The 24,155-nt window shown below is 70.2% G+C and carries 17 protein-coding genes; 6 read left to right on the forward strand and 11 right to left on the reverse strand.

Annotated features, from left to right (window positions below; translation table 11 throughout):
* The first annotated feature begins 7 nt into the window (after positions 1–7).
* Complete coding sequence (locus QRN26_RS10125) at positions 8–991, forward strand: glycosyltransferase family 2 protein (RefSeq protein WP_285036434.1); 984 nt, start codon at positions 8–10, stop codon at positions 989–991.
* Between the two features lie 33 nt (positions 992–1,024).
* On the opposite strand, the gene QRN26_RS10130 is transcribed toward QRN26_RS10125, so the two are convergent.
* Positions 1,025–2,089: a glycosyltransferase family protein gene (locus tag QRN26_RS10130; protein ID WP_285036436.1), complete on the reverse strand. Its 1,065-nt coding sequence runs from the start codon at positions 2,087–2,089 to the stop codon at positions 1,025–1,027.
* Positions 2,090–2,175: 86 nt separating this feature from the next.
* On the opposite strand from QRN26_RS10130, the gene QRN26_RS10135 reads away from it, so the two are divergent.
* Positions 2,176–2,712: an acyltransferase gene (locus QRN26_RS10135; protein WP_285036437.1), complete on the forward strand. Its 537-nt coding sequence runs from the start codon at positions 2,176–2,178 to the stop codon at positions 2,710–2,712.
* Positions 2,713–2,722: 10 nt separating this feature from the next.
* Here the strand turns inward: QRN26_RS10135 and QRN26_RS10140 are convergent, their stop codons facing one another.
* The 5 genes from QRN26_RS10140 to QRN26_RS10160 form a co-directional block, all read right to left on the reverse strand.
* Entirely contained in the window at positions 2,723–3,781 is a 1,059-nt protein-coding gene (locus tag QRN26_RS10140; protein ID WP_285036440.1) for an acyltransferase family protein, read from the reverse strand.
* Positions 3,778–5,133 carry a hypothetical protein gene (locus QRN26_RS10145; RefSeq protein ID WP_285036442.1) on the reverse strand — a complete coding sequence of 452 codons (1,356 nt, stop codon included), beginning with the start codon at positions 5,131–5,133 and terminating at the stop codon, positions 3,778–3,780. The genes QRN26_RS10140 and QRN26_RS10145 overlap by 4 nt, the downstream gene beginning before the upstream one ends.
* Before the next feature lie 260 nt (positions 5,134–5,393).
* Positions 5,394–8,099, reverse strand: coding sequence for a right-handed parallel beta-helix repeat-containing protein (locus QRN26_RS10150; protein ID WP_285036445.1), 2,706 nt, complete (start codon positions 8,097–8,099; stop codon positions 5,394–5,396).
* Positions 8,014–9,330, reverse strand: coding sequence for an acyltransferase family protein (locus QRN26_RS10155; RefSeq protein WP_285036448.1), 1,317 nt, complete (start codon positions 9,328–9,330; stop codon positions 8,014–8,016). The genes QRN26_RS10150 and QRN26_RS10155 overlap by 86 nt, the downstream gene beginning before the upstream one ends.
* 5 nt (positions 9,331–9,335) lie before the next feature.
* Positions 9,336–10,784, reverse strand: a complete 1,449-nt coding sequence (locus QRN26_RS10160) for a tyrosine-protein kinase domain-containing protein (protein ID WP_285036450.1) — start codon at positions 10,782–10,784, stop codon at positions 9,336–9,338.
* A 65-nt stretch (positions 10,785–10,849) separates the two neighbouring features.
* Here QRN26_RS10160 and QRN26_RS10165 point away from each other — a divergent pair, with 65 nt between their 5' ends.
* Complete coding sequence (locus tag QRN26_RS10165; protein ID WP_285036453.1) at positions 10,850–11,542, forward strand: arsenate reductase/protein-tyrosine-phosphatase family protein; 693 nt, start codon at positions 10,850–10,852, stop codon at positions 11,540–11,542.
* A gap of 39 nt (positions 11,543–11,581) precedes the next feature.
* On the opposite strand, the gene QRN26_RS10170 is transcribed toward QRN26_RS10165, so the two are convergent.
* The 4 genes from QRN26_RS10170 to QRN26_RS10185 all read right to left on the reverse strand — a co-directional run bounded on the left by QRN26_RS10170 (position 11,582) and on the right by QRN26_RS10185 (position 16,874).
* Positions 11,582–12,793: a glycosyltransferase gene (locus tag QRN26_RS10170; RefSeq protein ID WP_285036455.1), complete on the reverse strand. Its 1,212-nt coding sequence runs from the start codon at positions 12,791–12,793 to the stop codon at positions 11,582–11,584.
* Between the two features lie 7 nt (positions 12,794–12,800).
* Complete coding sequence (locus QRN26_RS10175) at positions 12,801–13,580, reverse strand: CDP-alcohol phosphatidyltransferase family protein (RefSeq protein ID WP_285036458.1); 780 nt, start codon at positions 13,578–13,580, stop codon at positions 12,801–12,803.
* Positions 13,577–14,845, reverse strand: coding sequence for a glycosyltransferase (locus QRN26_RS10180; RefSeq protein ID WP_285036460.1), 1,269 nt, complete (start codon positions 14,843–14,845; stop codon positions 13,577–13,579). Before QRN26_RS10180 ends, QRN26_RS10175 begins: the two co-directional genes overlap by 4 nt.
* A gap of 484 nt (positions 14,846–15,329) precedes the next feature.
* Positions 15,330–16,874 carry a sugar transferase gene (locus QRN26_RS10185; RefSeq protein WP_285036463.1) on the reverse strand — a complete coding sequence of 515 codons (1,545 nt, stop codon included), beginning with the start codon at positions 16,872–16,874 and terminating at the stop codon, positions 15,330–15,332.
* A gap of 486 nt (positions 16,875–17,360) precedes the next feature.
* Here QRN26_RS10185 and QRN26_RS10190 point away from each other — a divergent pair, with 486 nt between their 5' ends.
* The 3 genes from QRN26_RS10190 to QRN26_RS10200 all read left to right on the forward strand — a co-directional run bounded on the left by QRN26_RS10190 (position 17,361) and on the right by QRN26_RS10200 (position 19,763).
* Complete coding sequence (locus tag QRN26_RS10190) at positions 17,361–17,846, forward strand: MarR family winged helix-turn-helix transcriptional regulator (protein WP_285036464.1); 486 nt, start codon at positions 17,361–17,363, stop codon at positions 17,844–17,846.
* A gap of 227 nt (positions 17,847–18,073) precedes the next feature.
* Positions 18,074–19,381, forward strand: coding sequence for a C40 family peptidase (locus QRN26_RS10195; RefSeq protein WP_285036466.1), 1,308 nt, complete (start codon positions 18,074–18,076; stop codon positions 19,379–19,381).
* 4 nt (positions 19,382–19,385) lie between these two features.
* Complete coding sequence (locus tag QRN26_RS10200; RefSeq protein WP_285036469.1) at positions 19,386–19,763, forward strand: DUF1801 domain-containing protein; 378 nt, start codon at positions 19,386–19,388, stop codon at positions 19,761–19,763.
* Positions 19,764–19,824: 61 nt separating this feature from the next.
* Here QRN26_RS10200 and QRN26_RS10205 read toward each other — a convergent pair whose 3' ends face one another.
* Positions 19,825–23,934, reverse strand: coding sequence for a LamG-like jellyroll fold domain-containing protein (locus QRN26_RS10205; protein WP_285036471.1), 4,110 nt, complete (start codon positions 23,932–23,934; stop codon positions 19,825–19,827).
* Positions 23,935–24,155: the final 221 nt, after the last annotated feature.

Below are 24,155 nucleotides of genomic sequence, written 5' to 3' on the forward strand. Positions count from 1 at the left end.
GGAGCACATGCACTCGGAGACCCCGGCCGGAGCCACCGGACGCCAGGCCGCGACCTCGTTGGTCGTGGCCATGTTGACCTTCCGGAGGCCGGACGACCTCCGGGTGGCGCTGCCGGCGCTGATCGAGCAGGCCGAGCAGGTGATCGAGCGGTTCGAGCGCGTCGAGGTGCTGGTCGTCGACAACGATCCGCAGGAGAGCGCCCGGGCCTTCGTCGAGGAGTTCCCGTCGGCGGGCCCGGTCGTGCTCACGTATCGCTGCGAGTCGGAGAGCGGCATCACCGCCGCACGCAACCGTGCGCTCGCCGAGGCCGCTGCGAGCGACCTGCTGGTCTTCATCGACGACGACGAACGGCCGACCGAGCGGTGGCTGGTGGACCTCGTCGCGACCTTCGACCGCGGCGACGCCGTGGCCGTGGTCGGCCCCGTCGTCTCCCGCTTCGAGCGGGAACCCTCCGCCTGGATCCAGGCTGGGGAGTTCTTCACCCGGCGCCGCATGCCGACGGGCACGGCGGTGTCGGTGGCAGCCACCAACAACCTGCTGATCGACCTGCGGGTGGTCCGCGGCATCGGGCTGGTGTTCGACACGGCCTTCGGGCACGCGGGCGGCGAGGACACGATGTTCACCCGGACGCTGCACGCCACCGGTGGACGTCTCGTGTGGTGCGACGAGGCGGTGGTCTGGGACATCGTCCCGGCAGCCCGCAGCACGCGCGACTGGGTGGTCCGCCGAGCGTTCAGCAGCGGCAACAGCTGGAGCCAGACGTCCATCGCGCTCGAGGACTCCCTCCGCGGACGGCTCACGGCGAGGGTCCGCTGCATCGCCAAGGGGCTCGTGCGCGCGGCCGGGGGCGCGGTGAGGTCGGTGGTCGGTGTCGTCACCCGATCCCTCCGCCATCGGGCGAAGGGCGTCCGGACGCTGGCGCGCGGCTTCGGGATGATCGCCGGTGCCGTGGGGTATTCGTACGAGGAGTACCGACGCGTCGACGCCTGAGCGGTGTCCGCGTGCCGGATGGGCTCGAGCAGCTCAGATCGCACGGACGTCGGCCTTCCGCGCAGCGGTGCCGGACGCATCCGGTCGATCGTCGCCGAGCGCCGATCGATACGCCGCGAGGTGCAGCTCGCCGGACAGGTCCCAGTCCCGGGCCGAGAGGTCGGGAGAGCTGCTCCGTGACGTATCGGAGACGACCCGGAGGGCGCGCTCGAGGTCGGCGGCGTCGAGCTCTCCCTCGTACTGCACGACCCAGCCGGGTCCCACTTCTGCGGAGAGCCGCTCGTTGACCGCGTTGGACGGGACGAGCACGGGCCGGTCGACGGAGAGCGCGGCGAGCGCGCCGCCCGAGTTGTGCATCTCGCGGTAGGGCAGGACGACGAGCTCTCCCTGCCGCGCGACGTCCACGAGCTCGGCGTCGCTCAGGAACTCGAGGCTCAGGTCGATCCGGTCGTCGTCCTCCGCCAGGCCGCGCAGTTCGGCCGCGAGCTCGTCACTGGACGGCCGACCGGCCACCCGGAGGCTGTGCTCGTCCCCGGGAAGGGCCGTGAACGCACGGAGCAGACCGTCGACGCCCTTGTACCGCCGGATGAGGCCGAAATAGCTCAGGCGGCCGCTCACGGCGTCCCGCTGCGGGAACCGCGCGTACCAGTCGCGGTAGTGGCCGTGCGGGATGAGGGCTGCGCCGACGCCTGCGGGTGGGACCGTCTGCTCGTTGAGCACGATGACGAAGGACGTCCGGCGCTCGAACAGTCCGAGGAGTCCGTGCTCGACCCGCGAGATCCCGGACGGCCGGTGGAGGTTGTGGAGCGTCCGCACGATGGGGGTCCGCGTGAGGGCGAGCCTCGCCAGGAGGACCAGCGTGAGGAGCTGGCGGACGGCGCGTTTGGGTGCCGAGGATCCGGACACCAGGATCTCGGGCCAATGGGCGTGGAAGACGTCGTACCGACCGAGGATGGCCCCGCGCCAGGAGAACGTCCGCACGGCGACGCCGGGCGTCGTCGCGAGGTGGTCGCGCAGCATGACGATGTACGGGTTCGTGGTCGGCCGCGGTTCCGGGAAGGACTGCTGGACGGTGATGGTGCTCGGGTGCTTGGTCACGGGAATGGCCTCCGGAGACGGGGTACTGGCGGTCCGATGGTCGCCGCTAGGCTCGCAGTCGGGGAATTCGAGGATCGGATGGATCGATGGGACGACTGCGTGCCGTGCGGAAGCACTTCTGGAGCTACGCACGTGGCGTGCTCCGCGGACACCCGGGCGCGAGGATCGAGGCGGGCGTGAAGCTCGGCGGTCCGGGGACCTACCGGCTCGACCGCGGCTGCACGGTGTCGAAGGGCGCGCAGATGTGGGTCGGCGAGGGCGCGACGCTGCATCTGTCGAAGGGGTCGAAGATCGGCATGCGCACCATCGTGAACGTCGAATCGGGCCTGGAGATCGGACCGGACGTCCGCATCTCCTGGGAGGTGCAGATCCTTGACACCGACTTCCACTGGACGACGTCGCCGACCGGACGACGCCGCGCCCACACCGCGCCGATCGTCATCGAGCGCAAGGTACTCATCGGGACGCGCTGCCTGGTGCTGAAGGGCGTGACCCTCGGCGAGGGTGCCGTCGTCGGTGCGGGCTCGGTCGTCCGCCGCGACGTGACACCGCGCACCGTCGTCGCGGGGAACCCGGCCGTGGCCGTCGGTGAGGTCTCCGACTGGGGTAGCGCCGTCGGCTGACCGGGCGGGCTCAGCGGACATCGGCGTGCCGTCCGCGCGTCGGAGCAGGAGTCGGTCCGCGGAGGAACCCGGGCGCCTCGTAGAGCACCCGTGCCGGCCCGCGCATGGCGGCCCCGCTGATGAGCAGTGACCCGGCGATCGCGAGTCCGGCCAGCACCGGCGGGAGCCCGGGGGCCACGACCGCGATCGGTGTGACCCGCGCGAGCAGTGCGAGCAGATAGGCCATGACGATGATGAGCGGTGTGTGGGTCAGGTAGACCGGTAGGGTGTTCGACCCGATGGACACCAGGCGCGGGATCCGCGCCAGCCAGCGGCTGACGGTCACCCCGGTGACGACGCCGAGGACGCAGTTCACGAAGTACAGGCCGGGCACCCAGCGCAGTCCGAACACGGCGACCACCGCGGAGACCGCGACCCAGGAGACCATGAGGGTCACCAGGAGCACCCCGACCCGCGCGCGGCTCAGGCGGAACACCGCGTCCTTCAGGTACAGACCGGCGAGGAAGAAGAAGCAGTACTTGATCGAGCCGCTCCACCCGATGTTGGCGGTCTCCCAGCCGCTGAGCGCGGTGGCCGAACAGACACCGGCGACCACGAGCTGGATCCGCCAGTCGATGCGTCGGATGAGCTTCGCGACGACGAAGAAGATCGCGAGCGCCCAGATGAACCAGAGCTCGAACCGGGGTGCGATGGGCGAGACGACCAGGTCGCGGATCGTGCCGACGAGGTTGATCGGCTGACCCTTCATCGTGAGCCCGAGGAGGAAGACCGCCGACCCGATGACCTCCCAGACGAGGAACACCCAGACGAAGAGGGAGAGCTTCGACCGCCACAGTGCCCTCCAGGACGCGGTCAGCCACTTCGCGGCGAACAGTCCGGCCAGCATGAAGAACAGGGGCATGCGGAGCGACGACAGAGCCTCGTTGACCTGCCGCCACCCGTCGATCTCGAACCCGGCGCCGAGCAACCAGCTCGCCGAGTGGTACATGGCGACGAGGGTGATCGCGAGCCCCTTGCCGGCGTCGACCCACTCGAGGCGCGGCTTGGCCTGCGGCGTGGCGGCGGTCATCGGCGCACCGCCGACCGGGGGTTCGGCAGGGTGCGCAGCGCGACGGTCCCCGACGGATCGATCCGGTGCCGAGTCGCCACCGGGACGAAGGCCACCCCGAGGAACAGCATCGTGAGGAGCACGGACGAGTCGATCGGGCTGAAGCACAGGTTCCACAGCATCCTGATGGCGAGCCAGACCACGAGGGCACTGGCCGCGCGGCGGGCGAGTCCGTCGCCGATGGCCCGGAAGGTCAGGACGAACAGGAGCACGACCAGCGCGGCCCCCAGGAGTCCGAAGCGCACCCACAGGTCGCCAATCATGGAGTGGACCTCGTAGCCGTTGCCGAACATGTACCGCTCGACGTACCCGTTGTTCGGTTGGTAGCCGATGAAGGACATGCCGGTCTTCGCCGACAGGATGTCGGACAGGGTCGGGAGCGCTCCAGAACCGTAGCCGAGCGGACGGTTCGCGACGAGCTCGACGGTGGCGGCGGCCTCCGGCCTGCCGCCCACGATGAGGTTCCCCGAGGTGTCGATCTGCGCCTGGGTGCGTTCCTGCGTCCGCTCACCGAGCAGCCCGCCCAGGATCACGGCCTGCGCGATGGTGTACACGGCCGCGGCGAGGACGCCGAGGCCCAGGAGTGTCCGGACCGTGGAGCCGCGTCCGCCCGGGCTCGACGGACGCAGCTGCCAGAGGACGAGGGCCGCCGTCATCACGAGCATCGCGCTTCCGGAACGGGCGTCGTTCAGGGCACCGATGACGCCGATGACGGCGATGACGGCGAACTCCATGAGCCGCGAGCTCCAGCGCCACGCCAGGGCCAGGAGCAGGACGGTCAGCGGCAGGGACAGTCCGAAGCGCCAGACGTTGACGCTCGAGAGTCCGTTCCCGAGGGGGATGGCCGCCACCATGCCGAGTCCGAACCAGACCGCGACCATGGGGGCGCCGATTACGGTACGGGCCCAGAGCAGCGCACCGGTGCCGGCGACGAGCCCCAGCACCATGAAGGAGTTCCCGGCCAGCAGGGTCTGGCTGGTGGACTGTCCGGCGCTGCTGAACGCGGTCAGGACGGCTCCCATGGCGATCGCGGCGAGTCCGAGGACGCCGAACAGGCGGGCCTCCCGGAAGCGGGCCAGGACGGGGAGCCACACCGGGATGAGGAGGAGGGCGAAGACGTAGCCCACCTTCAGGCCCTGCGGCAGGTCGATCGACATCGCGAGGAGGATCGGGGCCGTCGCCGCCGCAGCCCGGTCCATCCACGTGTGCGGCCGGAGCGGTGTCGTCGGCACCGCCGCCGTCGGGGCGAGCGCTTCGGCGGGGGCGGTGGGGCGAGTCCGGCGGGTCGCTCGGATGCTCGGTCGTGCCGTCATGATCGCCCCCTCATGGCTCCGGTCGGATCGTCGGTTCGCCGGGGCCGCAGGGGTCGAGGACGTTCGGGCGTCGGTCGATTCGGGAGGGCCTGGAGTGGGGATGCGCCGGGTCTGCATCCGTCCACCGGTCATCCGATCCTACCGAAGGGCACCCCGGAAGGCCTTCCCCCGTTCGCGGGGATGTTGCCCCCAAATCGAGGGGTGACGACGGAACGGCGTGTGCCGGAGCACACGCCGTTCCGATCATGATCCGGGGGCGATCAGGGGCTGAGGAGGCTCCCCGCCCGCGCCGGGGCGATCCCGGCCTGCAATCCCAGCAGCCCGGCGATGGAGCTCGGCACGGCGACCACGACGAGCGCCGACTGGACGAGTGCCGCCGGCGTCAACTGGAAGTCCGCCGTCGTGACCGCGGTGCCCTCGACGAGGACCGACCGCCGTTCCTGGCCGGTCGACTTCGTGAACGCGGCCACCGTCGCGAAGCTCTTCGCGGTCGCTGCACCCTGTCCCCAGCGCACCGCGAGCGACGGGGCGTTCGCGGAAGCGCGCTGATAGACGTTGCCGTTCAGTGTGAGCTTCATCTGCTCGGCCGTGAACTCCTTCGACTGGTCCTCCACGCAGACGAGGCACCCACCGCCGGCACCCGAGATGACGTTGTTCGACACCGTGACGTTCTTGATGATCCACGGCACCGTCATGTCGGGCAGCGGCTGACGCCGGTCGTGGCCCGCGGAGTTCACGTTCGTCTGGCGACGCTTGTCCTGGGTCAGCTGCAGGGCGGCCATCGAGTTGCCCGTGATGGTGTTGTTCCACACCTGCACGTTGCCGGTGTTCCCGATCCATAGGCCGTACCGCCCGTTCGAGGCGATGACGTTGTTCGTCACCGAGAACGTGTCCGAGATCTCGAGGATGATCCCGGTCGCGCCGTTGCCGATGGAACGGTTCCCCGAGACCTTCCCGTTGTACACCGACTCGTCGAGCCAGAGGCCGACGGTGGTGTTCTTCTGGAAGTCGTTGTCGGTGAAGGCGACTGTGCGCGAACGCGTGATCTTGAACCCGCCGGACACCGGCATCCGGTTGAAGTTCTGCACGTTGTTGCCCGAGATCACGGAGTTCTTGAGCGTGAACTTGTCGGCCGAGTTCGCTCCGCCGCCCATCATCCCGTTGCCGGTCGCGGTGATGTTCGCGAAGGTCACGCCGGTGCCCCACGCGTACATGCCGATCGTGGCGTTGTCCTGCACCACGAGGTTCTCGAAGGTGATGGCGTCGTTCTGAGCCGTGATCGCACCCATCTGGTACACCGAGTTGCCGTAGTTCCGGACACCGAGGCCGCGCACGACGCTGCCGACGCTCTTCACGGCGAGTGCCGTCTGGAGCTTGCTCGCCGTGACGGTCTTCCCGGCAGGGTCCGTACCGAGGATGAGGCGCTTCCCGGCGCGGTCGACGAAGAAGGTGCCCGCTCCCACCGCTCGCTCACTGGCGACCTGTTGCTGGGCGACGCCGTCGACCCACACCTGGTCGGGGTAGGCGGCGAGCGGATAAGCGGGATTGATGAACTTGATGGCCTCGGCACTGCCGTCCGACGCACCCTTGGTGAAGGTCGGGCTGGTGTCGAAGCCGGTGTTCCAGCCCGTCACCGCCCAGCCCGTGGAACTCTTGTTCCAGCCGGCGACGCGGTCGCTGCCGTCCAACCACACCGCTTCCTTGGGATAGGACTGGATGGTCAGCTGCTTCGAGCTCGCGAGGACGACGCTCTCGCGGTAGGTGCCGGCGCGCAGCACCAGCGTCGATCCACTCGGCGCCTTCGCGACGGCGTGCGTCAGTGACGTGTAGGGCGAGGCGAGGCTGCCCGAGCCCCCGGTGCCGTTGCCTGCCGCCACGTACAACGCGCCCTTCGGGATCGCGTACGAGGTCGTCCCGACCGCAGCCGAACCTCGGCCGCTCGACGGCACCTGGGTGTCAGGCCCCGTCGGCGTGGTCGGGGTGGTCGGCGTCGCGGGAGCGGTGGGGGTCGTCGGGGTCGCTGGTGTGGTCGGTTCCGGCACCGGGGTCTCGACGGGGTCCGTCGGCTCGGTCGGCGCGGGGACCGGGGTCGTCGGTTCGGGTTCCGGGTTGGCCGACGACGAGGTCACCGGGGCCGCGCTCAGGGCGCTGATCCCGAGACCGAGCGGTGCCGCCGCGCTGGAGAGGTAACTCCACACACCGATCCCGCCGGACTGGAGCCGCTCAGCGCTCGCGTCGGTCGCGATCCGTTGCCAGGAGGGCTTCGCCGCTCCGACGACCCACGCACGGCTCGCGACGGTGACGGTGGTGGACGACCGGGTGCGCAGGTCCATCTGCAGCGATTGGCCGGGCTGGAGATCCGATGCGACCAGCGCCTCCTTCGACAGCTTCTTCTGGTTCGTGGTTGACCCGTCGATGCGTGCCGTGCCGAGATAGACCGAACCGGTGGGCGTGACGCGCACCGTGCTCTGGTAGTACCGCTTGCCGTCCGACCGGGCCTGCAGCCCGAAGTAGACGCCGCTCCCGGCGGTGGGGAGGGTTGGGACGGTGATGGTGGCGGTGGCCTGGACGTCGCCGATCTGCACACCGGCGAGCAGTGCCTGGCGGGCGGTCCCCGGGGTGGTGAAGGTGATGCTGCCGCCGTTCGCGACGGCCATCCCGGTGGTGACCGCGGAGGTGTAGTCGCCTCCGAGATCGGCCGAGCCGAACCCGGTCGCGACCGTCCGCGCGAAGGTGTCATTCGCGACGGGCTTGCCGACGGACCAGGTCTCACCTGCGGCGTTCGCCGGTGCTGCGGCCGTGAGGGAGGTCAGGAGCAGGGCTCCGGCCGCGAGACCGCTCGCCAGGACGGTGCCGGCACGGCGGATGCCGCTCGAGCCGTCAGTCGGTCGGACGCGACGGCGCGTCGATCGGAGCGTTGGCCGGTCGGTCGTGGGAGGACCGGCTGCGTGGAGGTCGGAAGTCAAGAAGGGGTTCCTCACGGGGATCGGGAGCGCCCGATCCGTCGACGCGGGGTGGATGCGGGGGAGGTTCAGCTGCGTCGGATGGAGCGGACTCGGCCCGTGACAGGCCGTTTCGGTCGGGTGGCGCGATAGTGCTGTTGACGGATGGTACAGCAAGGATCTGTGACGGGTCCATGTTTCGAGAACGCGGTTCTGAGGCGATCGTCCAGCTCTTCACCGGGGCGGTGAAGACGCCGGGCACCGCCCGAAGAAGCCGGTGGATCCCAAGGGAGATCAGGATGGAAGCCGCCGTGAGTGCGGGAGGGAGCACGATTCTCCACCACAGCGGGAGCGTCTCGGCGATCGGGTGCAGCGCGCCGGCCACGGCGATCATAGGGAACGTATGAAGGAGATAGATGGGGAGCGTCCTCGTGCCGAGAACCGCCAGGAAGGAGCAGGAGCGGAAGCGGGACAACACCACGGCGAGCGCGATGCCCGTCGCCGTCGCCATGAGGCCGGCTCCGAGGAGGACGAACGGGACGAAACGCGCCTGGGTCCTGAGGACGAAGACGACGATACCGCCGTAGACCCCGACCAGGACGAGCAGGTGCACGAGCCCGAGACGCGGCGCCAGACGTCTGACGAGCGGCGCGGCATGCGCCGCCAGGAGGAAGAAGAAGAAGTAGCGGCCCGCCTTCTCCCAGGGCACACCGAGCGAGGAGAGCATCCCGGTCCCAAACGCAGCGGAGACCGCGGCCGCGAGGGCGAGCTGTACCAGGGGCGGCCAGCGGCGGATGAGCCAGGCCACGACGAAGTAGATCGGGAGGGCGTAGATGAACCAGAGGTTCGGATGCGGCTGGACCAGGATCGACGCGAACGACCACCACGTGACGGGATCCTGAGCGTCGCCCACGGGGGGCATCACCGCGCCGTAGGCGGTCTGCAGGGTGCTCCACACGACGTATAGGTAGAGAAGGAGCAGGAGGCGCTTGCGGAACAGATCCCGGAAGGGGCGTGCGAGCGCTGACGGCGCCAGCAGCCCGGAGACGAAGAAGAACAGCGGCATGCGGAAGGTGTCGAGCGGGGTGCTGGCCAACGACCACGGCCCGGTGATCCCGGCCACCCCGAGATACATCACCGCGTGGAACAACACCACGAGGATGATCGCGATCCCGCGCGCGGAATCGATCCACGTTTCGCGTGAACCGGATTCACCGCGGCGCGCCGGCCGCGCGTCTCGGGCGGTCGTGGACATGGCGGTTACCGCTCTCCGGCGGTCTCGGGTGCAGGTTCCGTCGTCGTCGTCGTCGCCACGACCGCTCGCCGACGCCGTGCACCCAGGACGGGTGCGCTCTGCCGAGGCCGCGCGTTCTCGTCGTCCGTGTAATACGTCGTGCGCTCGTGATGCCTGACGTCGTTCGCCACCACGCCGAGCACCCGCGCGCCGACGGAGTCGAGCGTCGACAGCGCCTTCTGGAGCTGTTGGCGCTTCGTGCGACGCTCGCGGACCACGACGATCGCGCCGTCGGTCTCGTGGACGAGCCACAGCGGGTCGGTGACCGGGATGACCGGGGAGGTGTCGATGACCACGAAGTCGTACTGGGACTTCAGCAGGTCCAGCGTGGTCCGCATCGTGTCCGAGGCGAGGAGCTGGTTCGGGTTCGGCGGGACCGCACCGGCGACCAGGATGTCGAGGCCTGGGACACCCCAGGGCTGGACCGCCTCGTCGAGGGAGGCGTCGCCGAGCAGGACGCTGGTGAGTCCGACCGTGCCGTCGAGGCCCGTGTACTCGGCGATCGACGGGTTCCTGAGATCACCGTCGACGAGGATGACGCTGCCGCTCGACTCCGCGAGGGACATGGCGAGTCCGACGGAAACGGAGCTCTTGCCCTCACCGGGGAGTGCCGACGTGACGACCATGGAGGCCACCGGCTTGTCGACATCCGCGAATGCCAGACTCATGCAGAGCGATCGGAACGCCTCGGCCGTGATGCCGTTCGGGCTCGAACGGATGACCTGGGCGATTCGACGATCACGTGAGGTGCGGCCGACCTCCGCGAGGAGCGGCAGGTCCGTGACGAGGTCGATGTCGGAGTTGCTCCGGATCCGGGTGTCCACCAACTCGCGCAGGACCGCCCAAGCGAGGCCGAGGAGGATGCCGATCACGCCGCCGATGCCGGTGATCAGCCGCACGTCCGGAGATACCGGGTTCACCGGTGCCGAGGCCGGCGAGATGATGGTCAGCTGGACCGAAGCCGCCTGCGCGGCGTCCTTGGGGGAGATGTTCGCGACGGCGTCCGACAGCGACTTGGCGATGCCGTCGGCGATGGCTCTGGCGAGCTCGGGATCGGAGTTCACCACGGAGATGTCGACGACGACCGTGTTGAGCGGGGTGTCGGCTGTGACGGTGCGCGCGAGCTGGGCGACGCTCAGGTCGAGGTCGAGGTCGTTGATGACCGGCTGCAGCACGTAGGGTGACTTCGCGATCAGCGCGTAGGACTGCACCAGGTTCTGCACGTAGGTCGACCCCTGCACCAGTTCGCTCGTCGATTCGCCGTATGCGGCCGAGGCGTAGGCGCTGCTCGTCGAGCGGTACATGCTCGGCATGGTCTGGGCGTAGACGTAGCCACCCGCTGCACCGAGGAGCGCGAGGATGAGGATGACGGCCCACTGCTTGCGGATCGCGCCGAGGTAGTCGTGAACGGTCACGTCAGTGCCCTTCTGCCGGCACCGGGCCGGGGTTGTGCTGCGGGTAGGCCGGTCCGGCCGTCCCGATGGTCCCACTATCATGTGGGGAGGACGAGGGGAGCAGGGATCTGGACGAGCATCGTGACCAGACACTGTTGGTGGTGTGCGCGGCGAACGTCTGCCGATCGCCGCTGGCGGAGTTCCTCTTGCATCGACGGTTGAGCGGCCTACCAGGCTTCGACGGCGTCATGGTCGAGAGCGCCGGGGTGTCGGCCAGGGCCGGCTCCGAGATCTGCGAACGGGTCAGACGGGTGGAGCGCGGCGACGGCTTCGCCGCCTTCGCCGGTGCGCACCGCTCGCGGCCGATCTCGCTGGAGATCGTCAAGGGCGCGTCACTGATCCTGACCGCCTCCACGGCCGAACGGTCGGCCATCGCCGCGCTCGCACCAGCGGCGCGGTCTCGGACGTTCACCCTGCGCGAGGCGACTGCACTGGCCACGATGCCGGGCTTCGCAGACGAGGCCGATGTCGAGGCCGACGGGGTGTTGGACCGCTTCGCGGCGATGATCCACGGGCGCCGCGGGTTCGCACCCACGAGCCGGAAGCCCACGGGCCTCCGCCGGTTCGGGCGGAGTAAGACGCCTGCAGACCCGTTCGACATCGCCGACGGCCACCTGCAGGGGTCCGCCGCCCACGACCGCACCATCGCGCAGGTCGGAGCGGTCGTCGACGCGCTCACGGCCGCGCTGCCGGCCGTGACACCACGCGACGACGCCTGACGGGCTCCACCGGAGACTCGGCCCGGACGAAGGTCGGCGCTACACATGGACGTGTCCGCTCCGCCGCGCCCGGATCGGGAGCCCGACCACGGAGTCGATGATCCGGTCCTGGTAGGAACGGACGGAATGCCGGTCGGCGGCGATCCGCTCATCCGCGATGGCCGCGCTGGAGCGGGTGGCCCAGTCCGATCGGATCTCGGCCAGGGCGTCGGCGATGGCGGTCGCGTCCCCAGGGGCCACGAAGGTCGCAGCACGGTAGCCCGCGGCCGCCTCGCGGAGCCCTGAGGTGTCGCTCACCACGACCGGCCGGGCGGCGAGGATGCTCTCGACCGCGGTGTTGCCGAAGGGCTCGTCGAGTCGGGACGGCACGACGAGCACGTCGCTGGTCGCGAGCGCGGCCCACGGAGACGGCTGGAATCCGTGCAGCGTGACGCGGCCCTCGAGCCCACGCTCCGCGATGGAGGCCAGGAGTTCGTCCTCGAACCACTCGTAACCGGGGTAGACGGCGCCGACGATGTCGGCCCGCGCTCGGATACCGCGGCGGGTGAGCTCGTCGACGGCCTCGATCACGAGGTCCGGCCCCTTCCGCGGCGAGAGACGGCCGACGAAGAGCACGCGGAGTTCGTCGAGCACGTCCGCGCGGGGCTGCGTCACCGCGTCGGGGCCGGGTACGCCGTTCAGGACGATGCTCGTCCGACCGGCGAGTCGACGGTAGGAGCGCTGGAGCGTCTCGGCGCTGTAGCGGCTGTTCGCGATCAGCCGGTCCGCGAACAGCAGGGGGAAGGCGAGGGCGCGCATGACGACGGGCTTCGCCGAGCCCTCCGCCTCGTGGACGTGCACGACGGACGGCAGGCGGTGCAGGCGGGCGAGAGCCGTCCACAGCGGGATCGTAATGGTGTTGGTCCACACGAGGTCCGGCTGCACCGATCGGAGGAGTCGTCCTCCTGCTCGCAGCCCCCGGACGGTCTGCGATACGAGCGCGCCGAACCCGCGGGGGGTCAGCAGGCTCTTCCGCAGCACCAGCGTCGGCACGATGTGCACCCGCGCGCCCCGCTCGACGAGCAGCGCACTCAGCGGCCCGCCGGCCGGCATCGTCACGACGACGTCGGAGCCGTCGCGCACGAACGCCTCCACCGTCTCCAGGAATACGCGGTCGGATCCGTACAGGTCCGCGCTCGGATGCGCGAGCAGTAGTGTCCTCCGTCCGGGCGACGCTGCAGTCGACCGGCCGGACCCCCCAAGGCCGTTCATCGTCGAATCAGCTCCGGACGTCTGCGGCGGGTGCCGCTCCGAGACGGTCCATGTCCCGGAACCACTTGACGGACCCGAGCAGCAGGTGACCGGTGTTCGCGATGAACATCAGCGTGTAGGCGGCGAAGAAGAGGGGAGGGAAGCCGATCAGGAGGAAGATCATGCAGAGGAAGCCGTAGTCGGTCGGAATGACGAGCAGCGAGCGCATCGGCGAACTCCGACGGGCGTCGAGGGCCGGCTTGTGGCCGTAGGCGGCCTTCAGCTGGTCGTTGAGGATCATCGCGAAGAACGAGACGGCGGCGACCACGGTGTAGCCCATCGGGATGAGGTACAGGGCCGGGTTCGTGAAGTCGAAGTGGCGGAAGACCATGATGAGGACCGCGAGGTGCAGGGTGGAGATCTTCGTCGCGTCGACGACGTGGTCCAGCCATTCGCCGCTCGCCGAGCCGCCGCCGCGCAGGCGGGCGACCTGGCCGTCGGCCGAGTCGAAGGCGTATCCGATGGCGAGGGCGAGCCAGATGGCGACGCCCACCCACCAGGCGGGAGGCAGGATCGCCAGCATCGCGATACCGGCGAAGGTGAACAGCGCGCTGATCGCGGTGACGACGTTCGGGGTCAGTCCGACCTTGTACGCCCCGGCGGCGAGATACCGTCCGGCCTTGCGGTTCACGTAGATGGAGTAGGCCGGGGCACCCGGAGCGCGCTTCTTCTGGGCGCCGGCGAGGCGGGCGACGATCTCGTTGTAGGACTCGGTGGTCGAACGGGTGTCGGCAGTGATTCGGGTCATGCCAAGCCTCCGGTGGTCTCGGTGAAGCGTGTCGGGTGGATGCCGGCGACGGGTTTCGGGTTCCAGTCGATCGGCAGACGGTTGAACCGTCCGGTACCGTGGATGGTCGCGCCGTCGGCCAGGCGGAGGGCGAGTGCCTCGTAGCCGTCGGCGATGGTGTCCCAGCGGTACACCTCGGCCGCGCGTGCCTGGAGCGCTGCTCCGAGGGCTGCCGTGCCCGCCTCGTCCAGCTCGGCCTGCTCGATGAGCCGGGCGACCTCGTCCGCCGTGGCGAAGAAGGAACCGGTGCTCCCGACGACCTCGTGGTTGAAGACCGAGTCGAAGCCGATCACGGCCGTTCCGGCGCCCATGGCGCGCAGCAGCGACGGGTTCGTCCCGCCGACGGAGTGGCCGTGGACGTAGGTGAGCGCACCGGCGTAGAGCTGGTCGAGGAGTTCCTGGTCCCACACGCCACCGAGCAGGTGCACGCGCGGGTCGCTGGCGGCCAGGGCCGCGATACGTTCGCTGTGCTCGGCGCCGTAGGGTGCGGAGCCGACCACGACGAGCGGGTGTCGCGCCTCGCTGCGGATGTAGCCCTCGACGATCAGGTCGACGTGGTTCTCGGGTTCGAACCGGGCGACCACGAGGTGGAAGGCCCCGGCTTCGACGCCGGCTCCTGAGCCGAGCAGGTCCGTGCGGGGCTGCTCGAGGATCTTCGCGCCGTAGGTGAGGAGTTCGGTCGGGACGCCGAACTGCTGCTCGTAGTAGTCGGCGATCCCCGCGGCGTCGGCGATGAGCGCGTCGGCCGTGCGGACGGAGCGTTCCTCGGCCCAGCGGTAGTAGCGCTTGCCGGAACCGCTCCACTTCGCCCGCTTCCATTCGAGACCGTCCACGTGCACTGCGGTCGGGACGCCCTTGGCGCGAATGACGGGGACGAAGGGGGCGTTCGCGGCGTTGAAGACGAAGGCGACGTCGTGGCGCTTCGTGACGGCCATGTTCAGCACCGACAGCGCCGTGTGGCTGAGGGTCTCCAGGACCTTCTTGCGGACGGCGGGCAGGTGCACGAGGCGCATCCCCAGGTGCTCGTCCGGCTGGTCGGCGGCGGTGCGACGGCAGAAGACGGTGACGTCGTGGCCGCGGGCGGCGAGCCGACTGCCGATCTCCTCGACGGCCGTCTCGAACCCGCCGTAAGCGGCGGGGACACCACGGGTGCCCACCATCGCGATCCGGAGGGTGCCGTCGGCCTGGCGGCCGTGGGCGACGCTCCTGCGCTTCGGGGCCCTCATCGGGTGGTGGCCGCGGCGGATCGCGCGACGGACTGCAGGGTGGTGGTCATGGCTGAGTTCGGGTCTCTCATGATGTCGCTGCCGGCCCACGGGGTTCGGGTGTGCGCCGATGCTGCTGGCCGGCGTCTCGGGCGCCGGTGTTCGGGTATCGCGTGCCCGGTCGGGTTCCGGTGCACGGCGACGATGTCACAGCTCGCGCTCACGGCCCGGTGGTGTCCGCCTTCGGGGGCGGACGGCGTCGATGCTCGCGTCGCTCGGGTAAGCGTCACGGATCTCGATGCACGATCGGGTTCGTGCGCGCGAGCGGCGTCATTGACCTGGTGAATCGTGTCGACGGGTTCGGGTGTTTCGGGTGTCGAACGACTCATCGGTTCGCGGTGATGGTGACGACTGTAGCGAAGTGTTGTCCCCTCCGGAAGGAGTTTTGTCCTCTTTTCGCAGGACACCCCTCGCTTTGGGGGCATCACCGACAGCAGTCCTCGCATCAGTACGCGCCGACCGGTTTCAGGACCACCTTGACGGTCTGCCACATGATCATGAGGTCGCCGGTGATCGACCAGTTCTCGACGTAGTAGAGGTCCAGTCGGACGCTCTCGTCCCAGCTCAGGTCGGAGCGTCCGGAGACCTGCCACATCCCGGTGAGCCCTGGCTTGATGTGGAGGCGACGGTGGACGTCCTTCTCGTACTCGGCGACCTCGCTCGCGAGCGGCGGGCGAGGGCCCACGAGGCTCATGTCACCCGTGAGGATGTTCCAGAGCTGGGGGAACTCGTCGAGCGAGTACTTGCGGAGGATGCGGCCCACCCGCGTCACCCGCGGGTCGTTCTTCATCTTGAACAGCACACCGTTGCCCTCGCTCTGCGCCATCAGGGCGGGCAGCGCGGCTTCGGCGTCGGTGATCATCGACCGGAACTTGAACATCGTGAACCGCTCACCGTTGCGCCCCACGCGCTCCTGACGGAAGAGGACGGGGCCCGGGCTGTCGAGCTTGATCGCGAGCGCGAGGAGGGCCAGCACGGGGGAGATGAGCAGCAGGCCGAGGCTCGTGAGGCCGACGTCGAGGGCGCGCTTCATGATGTGGTGGCCGCCCTCGAACTGCGGGATCTCCACGTGGATGAGCGGCAGCTCCTCGACGGGACGGAAGTGGATGCGGGGGCCGGCGACGTCGGTGAGGCGCGCGGCGAGGACGAGCTCGGTCGCGGTGCCCTCTAGGTCCCAGCCGAGTCGGCGGATGTAGTCGCTGCCGCCGTCGACCGGTCCGGCGATGATGACGGCGTCGGCGGTGAGGTTCGCAGCGGCCTGGGCGACGCCGTCGACGTGGGCGATGACGGGGACGGACCGGCCCCGGCTCGAGAACGGTTCGGCGGTCTCCTCGTCGGTGATGGCCGCGCCGACGACGGTGTAGCTCATGCTGTGCTGTTTGGCGACCTGTTGGAGGACGTAGTCGACGTCGTCGCGGCGTCCGACGACGACCGTCCGTGCCGTGTACTCCCCGACGCGGCGACGGCTGAGCAGCCACCGACGCCACATCCACCGCGAGGCGAGGAGGGCGAGGGTCCCTGCCGGCAGGGCGAGGATGAAGTAGCCGCGCGCGATGTCGACCTTGGCGATGAGGAACGCGATCGCGAGGATGCCGAACGCGAACGCGCTGGCGTTGACGACCCGCTTGTACTCGATGACGCCCGAGCCGATGATGCGGCTGTCGCGGGTCCTCGTGAACCCGAGTACGGCGACCCAGACGACCACGATGAGGCCGGACAGCAGCACGTAGAGCTGCTGGGCCTCCGGGCCGACGGGCTCGTCGCCGAACCGCACGACGAAGGCCGCGGAGACGGCGAAGAGGGCGATGGCGCTGTCGGTGAGGACGAGCCAGCGGCGGTAGCGCTTCGACCACTCCCGCTGGGTCAGCGAGGTGACGGCGGCGGGTGACGACTCGGCGCGGATCGCGGAGGCGCGGCGTCGGCCCAACGTGACCGGCGTCGCGATCGGACCGGTCATCGGGAACGCGCTCTCGGTGAGTTCGGCGCTCATGCGTCATCCCCTCGCAGGGTGCGCTGCTCGAAGGAGACCGCGGTTCGGGTGCGCGGGCGGGTCTGTCGGAAGGACCGACGGCGGTTCGGGTACGTCGTCATGGGGGCTGCTATCCACTTGTGGGTTCGGGTGTGGTTCGGGTGCGCGGTGCGCACGGGCGGTTCGGGCCGCCCGCGGAGAACGCGACGTCGTTCGTGTCCCCACGACCGATCGACGATGTCGATCGGGATGACCGTCCCCCTTGGATATCCCTCCACTGTAGGAAGCGGGGGTCATCGGCGGATCCCCCACTCCAGGGGGTCGGCGGCCCCCAATTCTGGGGGTGAGGCAGGTGTGCCACGCGCGATTCCGTCGTGGATCGACCTCCCGGCGACGGACTTCGTCGCTCGGCCGACAGACAAGGGATTGGGGGACAGCACGCGTGCCCCGGGTCGTTGCGGCGGCTGGTGGAGGCCCCCTCCGAGGCGCGGGCGCTACATTGGTGCCATGGATGGAGTGCGTGCGACCGACGGCGTGGTCGCCGACGCCGCTCGCGATCCGATGGCGGATTGGCCCACGGGGCGTCTGCTGTCGACCGCCGCGCGCCTCATCGAGCACACCTGGCAGCAGGCTCTGGACGGCATCGGCGTCACGCACGCCGGCCTCATCGTCCTGCACCTCCTGGACAGCGGGCCGGCGAGTCAGAAGGACCTCGCCCGCCGCGCCCGGGTGCAGAACCAGACGATGTCGCGCACCCTCGACCGACTGGAACGCGCCGGGCTCATCGAGCGCATCGCGGCCGCCGACGACCGCCGGCGGCACGTGGTGAGCCGGACCGCGGCCGGCGACGAGGCCTGGCTCGCCGCCCACCGGCTGGAAGCCGACGTCTTCCCCGAGCTGCCGGACGAGTCTGCCTTGCGCTCGCAGCTGCTGGCGATCATCCGCTCTGGCGAGTCCTCCCGCTGGTCGCCCGAGGACGTCGAACCCGCCTGACCGGTTCGCCCGGCGTACCCGCTCCGGTCACTGAGCGTGTCGAGGTGCGGGCCCCGGTGTCCGGCGCGCCCTTCGACGCGCCTCCGTGCCCAGTCCGGGGGCATTCGAGCTGGTGCTGCGGGACGAGAGTGGCTAGTGTGATCAAAGTTTCTATTGTGACTGTTGTGACACGATGTCGACCGCGACCCGCCGGTGTCGGAGTGATCGTGTCGTCGGACTGGAGAATGATGACCCCCGCACGAACGCCCGGTGCGCAGTACGGCCGCCGCCGTCCCTGGCTGGCGATGGCCGTCTCCGTCGGCGTCGTCACCGCCTCGCTCACCCTCGGGGTGCTGCCGGCCCATGCGGACGACTACCCGAGCTGGGCGGACGTCGAGGCGGCGAAGTCGAGCGAGTCCGCGAAGGCCGCCGAGATCACGAACATCACCGCACTCATCACCTCCCTGCAGGAGCAGTCCGACGCCGCGTTCCGCACGGCACAGATCGCCGCGGAGTCCTACCGGCAGGCGCAGGACGCCGTGACCGAGGCGACCGCGCGCGAGTCCGCCCTCCAGGCGCAGGCCGACGCCGCTGCGGCCGCCGCGAAGGTGTCGAAGCAGCGCGCCGGCGCGCTCATCGCGCAGCTCTCCCGAGGCGGTGGCGGCGACGTGTCGCTCGACCTCGTCCTCGGCGCGGGGAAGTCCGACGACCTCCTGTCGCGGCTGTCCGTCATGGACAAGCTCGGCGAGCGCAACGCCGCGAGCTACGCTGAGGCGGTCACGGACCGCAATGCGGCGTCCGGGCTCACCGACCAGGCGGAGGTCGCGAAGACCGAACGCGAGCGACTCGAGGGCGAGGCGCAGACGAAGTACGACGAGGCCGAGAGCGCTTCGGCTGCCGCATCGGCCGCGGTCGCCGCGCAGGAGCAGCAGGCCGAGCAGCTGTACGCGCAGCTCGCCTCTCTGAAGAACACCACGGCCGAGACCGAGCGCGGCTACGCGGCCGGTGAATCCGCCCGTCAGGCGGCGGAGGCCGCAGCAGCTGCGGCGGCCGCAGCGGCGAACACGCCCCCGGCCTCGAACGGCGGTTCGTCGGGTGGTGGCGGCTCGAGTAGCGGCGGCGGTGGCGGCGGCGGCGGTGCCTCCAGCGGTGGTGGCGGGGGCAGCCCGGTCGCTCCGCCGAACTCCGCCGGCGTCGAGTCGGCGATCGCCTTCGCGCTCGCGCAGGTCGGCAAGGGCTACCAGCTCGGCGGCTCCGGCCCCGACGTCTGGGACTGCTCGGGCCTCACCCGGGCCGCGTACGGCAGCGGCATCGGTACCCACTCGGCGACGAACCAGTACTACACGATGCAGTCGCAGGGGCGCCTCGTGCCGTACAGCCAGAAGCAGCGCGGCGACCTCATCTTCTGGTCGAGCGGCTACGACTACTACCACGTGGCGATCTACCTCGGGAACGGGCAGATCGTCGAGGCGGCCAACGAGCGGGCCGGAACGCGTGTCGGCTCGATCTGGGGATCCGGCGACGTCGCGGCGTACGTCGGTCGCCCGACGGGTTGACCCCATGACCTCCGCCGAGGTCGACGCCTACCTCGACTCCCTCTCGCACCAGCTGAAGCCGGCGGTCGTGCGGCTGCGCGAGGCCATCATGGCCTCCGACGAGGGGTTCTCGGAGCACTTGAAGTGGAAGGCACCGAGCTTCGTCTACGCCGGCGAGGACCGCGTGACCTTCGCCCTGCACCCGGCGAACCGGATCCGTATCGTGCTGCACCGGGGCGTGCAGCGGCGGGCCGACGCCGAGGGGTTCCGGTTCGAGGACCCGTCCGGTCTCGTCGTCTGGGCGGCGCCCGACCGTGGTGTGGTGACCTTCGCGAGTGTCGAGGCCGCGGCCGATGCCGAGACCGCGCTCCTCGAGCTCATCGGGCGCTGGGTTCGGGCCTGACCCCTCCGATGGCGGAGCGGGGATGGCGGCGGCGTGGTTCCGGGTGCGACCAGAGGCCGGACTAGCCGACCGGCAGCACGCGGAGGTCGCGGAACGAGACACTGGTTGCGGCCTGGGCGGAACCGGAGAGGTAGAAGCCGACCCCGACGACACCGGCGCCCTGCAACGCCGCCATGTCGTCGACCACGGTGAGCTGGAAGGCCGTGGGTTCGGTGGCGCCGGTCCAGGCCTTGGCCTCGATCGTCGTGCTCGTCGTGCCAGTCGTCCTCGTCACGAGATGGATCTCGGTCCCTGCGGTGACCGCCGTCCCGGCCAGGTTCACCGCACTGATGGTGCTGCCGTTGCGCTGGACCTGGAGCTGGACGACCCCGGTGGCCTGGACCCAGGCGCGGGTGACGTAGCGGTCCGCGCCGATCTGCCGGGTGATGAGCGACACGAACTGTCCACCGCCGGTCGGTGCCTGGTCGAGTGAGAAGCTCACGGAGGTCTGCGCGGCGGTCACGGGGGTGGCAGCGAGGATCGCCGTCCGGGTCGCGCCCGGGGTCGCCGCGATCGTGCCACGGCCCGACGAGACGCCGAAGCCGGTCTTCCCACCCGTGAGGGTCCAGGTGCCACCGACAGTCGCGTCACCCCAGCCGCTCGTCACGGTGCGGGCGAAGTCGTCGGAGACGAGCGGTGTCGGCTCGGCCGGCGCAGTCGGCTCCGACGGTTCGGTTGGCGTGGTCGGCTCCGTGGGTTCGACCGGTGTGGTCGGCTCCGTGGGGGTCACCGGCTCCGTCGGTTCGACCGGGGTCGGGTCGGCGGGATCGGTCGGTTCAGGCGCGGTGGCGGCCGCCTCACGTCCCCCGGCGGCGATCGCGTCGAAGCTGCTGACCGTGAAGGTCACCGGCCCGTTGGTCGCCGACCCGGACACGTAGCCGGACAGTCCGACGCCGCCGGGTGCCTGCAGTGCGGCGTTGGCGTCCGAAGCCGTCACCTGCCAGTCAGCGGGCTCCGCGGCCGACCCCGCCCACACCTTGGCGCTGAGCGCGGTCACGCCGTCGACCGGGGCGCCGGCGACCGCGCGCAGGTGGAGGGCGTCGGCCGCGGCTGCGGTCAGTCCGTCGACCTTCTGCGAGACGAGCACGGTCGATCCGGACAGCAGCTGCAGACGGACGTCGTTCGCCGCGCGGTACCAGAGGCGTGCCGAGTAGGCGACGGAACCGACCTGACGGGTGATGACCGAGTAGTAGGCGCCACCACCGTTCGCGATGACCGAGGGGGCCACATCGGTCAGCACGTCCGCCGAGGCCTCCGAGACGGCGTTGAGGCGTGCGGTCCGCGTGCCCCCGGCGGGAGCCTGGATCGTGGCGGTCGAGGCGGATATGGCGAACGCCGTCTTCCCGCCCGTGACCGTCCAGGTGCCACCGGTCGGGGCGTCGCCCCATGCGCTCGTCGCCGAGCGGTCGAAGGTGTCCGACGCGAAGGGTGTCGCCGTCGGCTCCGGCACGACCGGAGCGGTGGCCGTGACGGAGCGGGTCGCCGTCGCAGTCGATCCGTCGTCGTCGGTCACTGTGAGGGAGACGGTGTAGTCGCCTGCCGTCGTATACGTGTGGCTCGCCGTGGCTCCCGCACCGGTCGCGCCGTCGCCGAAGTCCCAGGCGTACGCGGTGACGGTGCCGTCGGCGTCGGTCGAGGCGGTTCCGTCGACGGAGACGGTGAGGAGGTCTCCCGTCGCGGTGAAGGCCGCGGTGGGCGCCTGGTTCTCCGGCTCGGGCGCGATGCCGTCCGTGCCGACGGCGTGGTGCGCGGCGAGCTGCGCGGCGGTGAGCGCCCGCGGGTACACCGCGACATCGTCGAGCTTGCCGTCCAAGTGGTCGCTCGATGGTCGGTCGGGCCAGCCGGAGAGCGAGGTGCCGCCGACGGTCCAGTAGCCGCTGTAGTCCTGGCCCCGGACGGTTCCGGTGTCCTCGGCCTCGAGGACGCCGTCGATGTAGATCTGCTGGCCGGTGTTCCCGAGGACGGCGACCACGTGGTGCCACGCGCCGTCGTTGACCGCGCTCGTCGACGTGACGGTGCGCACGGTCCCCGGGTACAGGCCGAAGCGGACACGTCCGTCGTTGCCGAGGTAGACCAGCCGGTCACGGTTGCCGGAGCCGAGCGCAGTGCCGTTGGAAGCGCCGATGATGGGCCCGCCCGACGTGGTCGTCGTCTGGACCCACGCCTCGAGGGTGAAGCGGTTGGTGAACGGTTCGGTGGTCGCCGTCACGCCCCGCGCGTCGCCGCCGAAGGCCGTGGACGTGCCGCTGCCGTCGGACTCCGCTCCAGCCTGGCCGCGTGCGAGGGTCGTGCCGGTCAGCTGCAGGTCGCCGCCGCCGACCCAGTCGCCGCCGGTGGTGCCGGACGCCTCGTTGAGGGACCAGTAATGGGACGGGCTGTCCGCGAGGACGGTGCGGTCGAGGTCGGTGGACGCGATGGGAGCGCCGTCCGTGGCGGTGAACGACACGTTGTCGCCCCAGGCGGTGTTGCCCGCCGCATCGGTCGTCTTGACCCGGTACGAGTACCTCTGACCAGGGGTCAACCCCTGGTCGACGAAGGTCAGATCCGGCTTGTCCCAGAACGAGGAGGCCGCGTTGACCGTGAACACGGGTGCGGTGGTCGCGTTGTCTCTGATGACGTCGTACCGGAGCACGGCGTTGTCGCGGTCCTCGTTGGAGGGCCAGGTGACCTTCGCGGCGCCACCGCCGACGCCGGTGACGCGCGGGGTCATCTTCGAACCCCCGAGCTGCGGGCCCTGCGCGTTCGTCGACGCCGCACGGGTGGCGAACCGGGCGAGGCCCTGCTGCGGAGCGCCGTTGACCGTGGTGAACTCGCCGGCGTAGAGCACGTAGTCGCCGCCCGCGGTGACGTCCCACGGACCCTGGTTCAGTCCGGTGAAGGTTCCGGCGTTCATGTCCGGGAACCAGTGCAGCAGCTGCGTGGCCGGGTTGCCCTCGAAGTTGCCGTAGGTCCAGCCACCGGGCGGGGTGTTGTGGGCGACCCGGCCGACGCTCTGCTTCGAGAAGGCGACGGCGCGGTGGTAACCGTCCGAGTTGGGGAATCCGCCGGTGTTGTCGCAGGCGTGCGCATGACCCGCGGTGTAGACGACGTCGCCGACGACCTGCACGGAGTAGCTGTCGCCGTGGCAGTCCGCCAGCCAGTCGAGGCCGCCGTCCGACCAGCGCATCCGGAACGTGCCCTCGGTGGCCTTCCCACCCTGGCTGTGCTGGTAGCCGACGCCGTAGACGCTGTCGGCATCGGAGGAGAGCGAGAAGACGGACGACTTCGTCCCACCGTTGCGGATGATGGAGTTCGCGGCCCACGGCAGGATCCCACCGGTGTCGCCACTGACGGCACCCATGCCGAGTCCGGGTTCGGCCGATCCGCCGATCGAGGTGAATCCGCCGCCGAGGACGACCTTCGACCCGTCCGGCGACACGACGATCGCCTTGACCGAGCCGCCCAGCACCGACGGGTTCCACGGCTGCAGTGCCGCGTTCGTGGCGTTGAGCGCAGCTCCTCGGAGCCGTTCGGTCTTCTGGACCGAGGTGAAGATGCCGCCCAGGTAGACGCTGCCGGACGTCACCGCGATGGACTCGACCGTCGCATTGACGGTCGGCGCGAAGGTCGAGACCAGGGTCATCGACGGGAGGGAGAACGCGGCGACGCGGTAGCGGGTCGAGCCGTCCACCTTCGTGAAGGAACCCGCGACGTACAGCCGGGACTGGTCCGGGGAGACGGCCATGGCCCGGATCTGGCTGTCGAACGACGTCGTGATGTCGGTGCGCAACGCACCGGTCGCGAGGTCGTAGGCGAGGAAGTTGGAGCGCGGGACGGTCCCGACGCCGACGGCGGCTCCGGCCGGGCGGGCGGTGGTGAACTGGCCACCGACGAACACCGTTCCGCCCGCGACCACCTGGTCCCACACGACGCCGTCGATCTGGGGCGTCGGCAGGGCGTCGGCGGTCACGGTGGTCGGGGTGAGCGGGTTTGCCGGGTCGACCGGTGCGCTGTCGGCGACTGCGGCGGTGGCCGGGACGAGTGCCCCGACGAGCAGCGCCGCCGTGGCGACCGATCCGGCGAGGGCGGTGGCCCAGCGCCTCGTCAGGGACGTCCGCGGATCGTCGGCTCGCTCGGTTCGCAGTCGACCCACGGTGTTCCCCTTTTCTCCGGTGCTGATGGCGCACCGGAAGCGTGGGCGGCCAGAGCACCACGCATCTGCTTCGGCACGTCCTCCGATGCTCTCAGCCCGTCGATGCGGTTCCAAGGCTGGTGATGCCCCCAGTTCGGGGCGATCTCGCAGCCGATCTGCTGACGTCCCGACGGCGATCGCCGCAACGGCCGTCGTATGATCGACTGCCGAGCGGGCCGCAG

The organism is Plantibacter sp. ME-Dv--P-095 (assembly GCF_030209365.1).
Lineage (GTDB): Bacteria > Actinomycetota > Actinomycetes > Actinomycetales > Microbacteriaceae > Plantibacter.

Coding starts and splice junctions, on each gene's coding strand:
- QRN26_RS10135 (WP_285036437.1), top strand. CDS start 2,176: ATGGGACGACTGCGTGCCGTGCGGAAGCACTTCTGGAGCTACGCACGT.
- QRN26_RS10145 (WP_285036442.1), bottom strand. CDS start 5,133: ATGACGGCACGACCGAGCATCCGAGCGACCCGCCGGACTCGCCCCACC.
- QRN26_RS10165 (WP_285036453.1), top strand. CDS start 10,850: ATGGTCCCACTATCATGTGGGGAGGACGAGGGGAGCAGGGATCTGGAC.
- QRN26_RS10195 (WP_285036466.1), top strand. CDS start 18,074: ATGACCCCCGCACGAACGCCCGGTGCGCAGTACGGCCGCCGCCGTCCC.
- QRN26_RS10125 (WP_285036434.1), top strand. CDS start 8: ATGCACTCGGAGACCCCGGCCGGAGCCACCGGACGCCAGGCCGCGACC.
- QRN26_RS10140 (WP_285036440.1), bottom strand. CDS start 3,781: ATGACCGCCGCCACGCCGCAGGCCAAGCCGCGCCTCGAGTGGGTCGAC.
- QRN26_RS10200 (WP_285036469.1), top strand. CDS start 19,386: ATGACCTCCGCCGAGGTCGACGCCTACCTCGACTCCCTCTCGCACCAG.
- QRN26_RS10175 (WP_285036458.1), bottom strand. CDS start 13,580: ATGACCCGAATCACTGCCGACACCCGTTCGACCACCGAGTCCTACAAC.
- QRN26_RS10155 (WP_285036448.1), bottom strand. CDS start 9,330: ATGTCCACGACCGCCCGAGACGCGCGGCCGGCGCGCCGCGGTGAATCC.
- QRN26_RS10185 (WP_285036463.1), bottom strand. CDS start 16,874: ATGAGCGCCGAACTCACCGAGAGCGCGTTCCCGATGACCGGTCCGATC.
- QRN26_RS10170 (WP_285036455.1), bottom strand. CDS start 12,793: ATGAACGGCCTTGGGGGGTCCGGCCGGTCGACTGCAGCGTCGCCCGGA.
- QRN26_RS10180 (WP_285036460.1), bottom strand. CDS start 14,845: ATGAGGGCCCCGAAGCGCAGGAGCGTCGCCCACGGCCGCCAGGCCGAC.
- QRN26_RS10190 (WP_285036464.1), top strand. CDS start 17,361: ATGGATGGAGTGCGTGCGACCGACGGCGTGGTCGCCGACGCCGCTCGC.